The following is a 4062-nucleotide window of genomic DNA, read 5'->3' on the forward strand; positions in this document are numbered from 1 at the left end:
GAGATGGGGAGAGGGGGAGAGGGGGAGATGGGGAGATGGGGTGATGGGGTGATGGGGAGATGGGGTGATGGGGAGAGAACAGGAGCAGGGAACAAGAATTCTTACAATTGATTTAGGATTGCTATTATCCAAGAAAGTAAGTAGGGTGTGTTAGCCGATAGGCGTAACGCACCGGGCTTTTGTGTTAGCCGATAGGCGTAACGCACCGGGCTTTTGTGTTAGCCGATAGGCGTAACGCACCGGGCTTTTGTGTTAGCCGATAGGCGTAACGCACCGGGCTTTTGTGTTAGCCGATAGGGGTAACGCACCGGACTTTTGTGTTAGCCGGTAGGCGTAACGCACCGGGCTTTTGTGTTAGCCGATAGGGGTAACGCACCGGGCTTTGCACGTGAACACAATATAGCGTTGATTGCATGTATGAGGTACAATTATCAACCTCAAAGTCCCCCTTTTTAAGGGGGACCAACGGGGGATCCCTTTGTACCTCATGGGAAACAGAATTGCTATATTATCCAAAAAAGTAAGTAGGGTGTGTTAGCTGATAGCACCTCAAGTAGCGTGCGCGTAGCGCATTAGCACCTCAAGTAGCGTGCGCGTAGCGCATTAGCTGAATGCTTACACGGACTTTACAGGTGAAGTATGATGGTACAACTGACCCATAAATTTCAAAGCTTTGACGAGTATTTATTATACAATAATAACTCAGAAAAATTCTATGAGTTATTTAATGGAGAGTTAATTGAAATGCCTCCAGAGTCGGGATTTAATGTTGAAATTGCTACGTTTTTATTGATTCAGTTTGCTTTACTGGTAGGTCATCGTAGAGTCCGGGGTCAAGGATTAGAGTTAGAAGTTAGAGGTGAACCCAAAAACCGTTATCCTGATTTGACCATTATCCGAGAAGAGCATATTCAACAATTATCAAAGCGTAATACCATTCGCCTGTCCATGTCACCGCCTTTATTAGTGGTTGAAGTGGTTAGCCCGGGAGAATTACAACGAGAGCGAGACTATATTGCCAAAAGAATCCAATATCAAGATTTTGCTATTCCTGAATACTGGATTGTGGACCCGGAAAGTCAAAGTATCTTGGTATTAGAACTTAAGGAAAATACTTATACAGAAGTGGGTAGCTTTTCCGGTGATGATTTAGTCTTATCTCCTGGATTTAAAGATATTAATTTGAAAGTGTCTGGAGTGTTTGATATAGAAAAGTAAGTGAGGTTTTTAGTGACAATTGATTATGAGTAGTATAAATAGTAGCTTAAATTTAAAAAATCTCTACGACATTGATGATGCCCAATGGCTAGAAGAAACTATTAAACTCCTGAAAAACAAAGAATTTAATCAACTAGATTGGGATAACTTAATTGAGGAGTTAGAGGATTTGGGCAGAGAAAAGAAAAATGCTGTAGCTAGCCTTTTAGAACAAGTAATCCGTCATTTATTATTACTGCACTATTGGACAATTGAATCTGACTATAATGCAGTTCACTGGCAAGGTGAAATCTATAATTTCCGAATTCAGCTCAAACGAAAACTGACGACTAATCTCCGTAATTACCTAGATGATGAACTGAGTTCTATTTATAACGATGCCCTAGGATTTGTGAAGATAAAAACTCAGAATTCCGTAACTTTTCCTTCAGAATGTCCCTACTGTCTTGAGCAATTACTGGATATCGAATGGTTGCCGAAGGAATAAATCAGTTTTCAATAGTTGGGAATACGGATTAGAATTGAGAATTGAGAATTGAGAATTGAGAATTGAGAATTGGGAATTGGGAATCGGGATTCTACTTCAGCTACAAGCAAAACGCTATAATTATTAAATTGATCAGCAATAAAATTATCCCCATCTCCCCATCTCCCCATCTCCCCATTCCCTGTTCCCTATTCCCTGTTAAATAACAAATAAAGTAGAGCCGAAAAAAATGACATCAACTGCCACAATTACTCGGGACCCGACTATTCCTCGTTTAGAAAATGGGGATCAACTAACCCTTGCGGAATTTGAGCTGCGCTATTCCGCTATGGCTGATTTGAAGAAAGCCGAATTAATTGAAGGAATTGTTTACATGGCATCTCCCCTGAGAATTACACAACATGGTGAACCCCATGCTCAGATTATGTTGTGGTTAGGCTTCTACCAAACCTATACTCCTAACCTGCAATTAGGAGATAATTGTACTGTTAGGCTTGATCTTGAGAATGAAGCTCAACCCGATGCACTGCTTAGACTAAAAGTAGGAGGACAATCTACAATTAGTCAGGATGGCTATGTAGAAGGTGCGCCGGAGTTAATCGTTGAAATTGCGGCTAGCACTGTTTCTATTGATTTACACAAAAAATTAAACGTTTATCGCCGTAATGCAGTACAAGAGTATTTGGTATGGCGAGTTGATGATGGTGAATTTGATTGGTTTCGGTTAACTGAAGGGGAATATACTCAACTGGAAGCCAATCCTGAGGGCATACTTTGTTCAGAAATTTTTCCGGGATTATGGTTAGATAAAGCTGCATTATTAGCCGGAAACTTAGCCAAAGTTTTAGAAATATTGCAGCAGGGATTACAGAGTCAGGAGTAGGGAATCGGGAATCGGGAATCGGGAGTCGGGAGTCGGGAATCGGGAGTCGGGAATCGGGAGTCGGGAGTCGGGAATCGGGAGTCGGGATTCTACTTAAGCTACAAGCAAAACGCTATCATCTCCCCATCTCCCCATCTCCCCTCCTGGGAGGGGTTAGGGGTGGGTCCCCATCTCCCCATCTCCCCATCTCCCCATCTCCTTTCCCTGTTCCCTGTTCCCTGTTCCCGATTCCCTAAACACTAACTATCTCTTTTTTAGTCAAACACATAGCTACTCCTTTTTCATAGTAGGCAACTTCATTAATAAATACTGGCCAAACCGTGGCTTGTTCTTCATAGTAAATTGTGGTGCCATCGAAGGTAAGAAACATGGGGTCACCAGGATTAAGTTCTTGATAATCTCTGCCCTGGAGATGAGGATGAATCATACCTTCTAGTTCACCAGCTTTGTTTCTGGGATAGTCAACTACTTTGAAATAGTGATAAATGGTTAGAGGATAAGTGTTTGATAATAGTTTACCGTTATTATAGTCTTCAATATAATCTAACGTGGCGTGAATTAAGGATTCAGTTTTCTGAAAAATAGCGCCCTTGAGACTAGCTGGTGCAATGGGACCGACTTCAATAGAACAGCCGAAGTTACATAGAGAGTTTAGAAAGGTATTTTCTTTACCTGGTTCAATGGAACTTAAAACTCTAACTAAGGGGTCAAGGGAACTCAGATAAGCAGCAAGTTGCCAATTAAAGGGGTCGTTGTTGACGAGAATGATAGTAAACCCCATATTAGCACTGGTACTGTGCAAATCTAGAATAAAATCTACCTGGGAATTGCCTTTTGGTCCTAGGGTTGTAGCCATCTCTTTTGCTCGGGTTTGTTCATAGAAAGAAAGCTCAGGATTTTCCAGGTCACTTTTAGCAAAGCAGCGGTTTAAGTCTGTATCAATATATCTCCTAGCCGCTTGAAAGGCTTGGGGATTACCTATTTTTGTCAAGGTTTCAAAACTAGGTCTAGTGATTAATTCTGGAAACTTCTCAAACTTTTTGACTAGGTATACACCGGTAAATTCATTGCCGTGGGTTCCTCCTACAATAGCGACTTTGTTAATAGTTTTACGGTTGTTTGCTTGAGAATTACTCATGGGTGGTTGGTATAGCAAAGGGAACAGGGAACAGGGAACAGGGAACAGGGAATCGGGAATCGGGAATCGGGAATCGGGAGGGTGGGGCGGGGGCGCGGGAAGTGTGGGAAGTGTGGGAAGTGTGGGGGAGATGGCCAGATGGGGAGATGGCCAGATGGTACATTCAATTTTCTGGAGGCCACTGCCGACTCCCTACTCCCTACTCCCGACTCCCTACTCCCGACTCCCTACTCCCGACTCCCTACTCCCGACTCCCGACTCCCTACTCCCTACTCCCTACTCCCGACTCCCTATTCCCTACTGAGAGTAATATTGGCATTCTATCCTAGGAAAACG

General features: G+C 42.8%; 6 protein-coding genes and 1 pseudogene. 4 read left to right on the top strand and 3 right to left on the bottom strand.

The annotated features are described in order from the left end of the window. Positions 1-642: 642 nt before the first annotated feature. Together F6J94_RS31305 and F6J94_RS31310 are read left to right on the top strand one after the other, a co-directional pair. Positions 643-1218: a Uma2 family endonuclease gene (locus F6J94_RS31305; protein WP_293047404.1), complete on the top strand. Its 576-nt coding sequence runs from the start codon at positions 643-645 to the stop codon at positions 1216-1218. A gap of 25 nt (positions 1219-1243) precedes the next feature. After that, the gene (locus F6J94_RS31310; RefSeq protein WP_293047396.1) at positions 1244-1705 is read left to right on the top strand and encodes a DUF29 domain-containing protein; all 462 of its coding nucleotides are present in this window, start codon (positions 1244-1246) and stop codon (positions 1703-1705) included. Positions 1706-1713: 8 nt separating this feature from the next. Here the strand turns inward: F6J94_RS31310 and F6J94_RS31315 are convergent, their stop codons facing one another. Continuing rightward, positions 1714-1875 (bottom strand): hypothetical protein, encoded by a 162-nt coding sequence (locus tag F6J94_RS31315; RefSeq protein WP_293047398.1) that lies wholly within the window; start codon positions 1873-1875, stop codon positions 1714-1716. Positions 1876-1934: 59 nt separating this feature from the next. Between F6J94_RS31315 and F6J94_RS31320 the strand changes: the two genes are divergently transcribed. After that, the gene (locus tag F6J94_RS31320; protein ID WP_293047400.1) at positions 1935-2588 is read left to right on the top strand and encodes a Uma2 family endonuclease; all 654 of its coding nucleotides are present in this window, start codon (positions 1935-1937) and stop codon (positions 2586-2588) included. A 232-nt stretch (positions 2589-2820) separates the two neighbouring features. Here the strand turns inward: F6J94_RS31320 and F6J94_RS31325 are convergent, their stop codons facing one another. Next, complete coding sequence (locus F6J94_RS31325; RefSeq protein ID WP_293047402.1) at positions 2821-3726, bottom strand: aspartoacylase; 906 nt, start codon at positions 3724-3726, stop codon at positions 2821-2823. Continuing rightward, complete coding sequence (locus F6J94_RS31330; RefSeq protein WP_293027003.1) at positions 3719-3889, bottom strand: hypothetical protein; 171 nt, start codon at positions 3887-3889, stop codon at positions 3719-3721. The genes F6J94_RS31325 and F6J94_RS31330 overlap by 8 nt, the downstream gene beginning before the upstream one ends. Here F6J94_RS31330 and F6J94_RS31335 point away from each other — a divergent pair. Further along, a pseudogene (locus F6J94_RS31335) lies at positions 3865-4062 on the top strand (hypothetical protein); the annotation flags it as partial. The gene F6J94_RS31330 and the pseudogene F6J94_RS31335 sit on opposite strands and share 25 nt — an antisense overlap.

Source organism: Moorena sp. SIO1F2 (genome assembly GCF_010672755.1).
Classification (GTDB): Bacteria; Cyanobacteriota; Cyanobacteriia; order Cyanobacteriales; family Coleofasciculaceae; genus Moorena.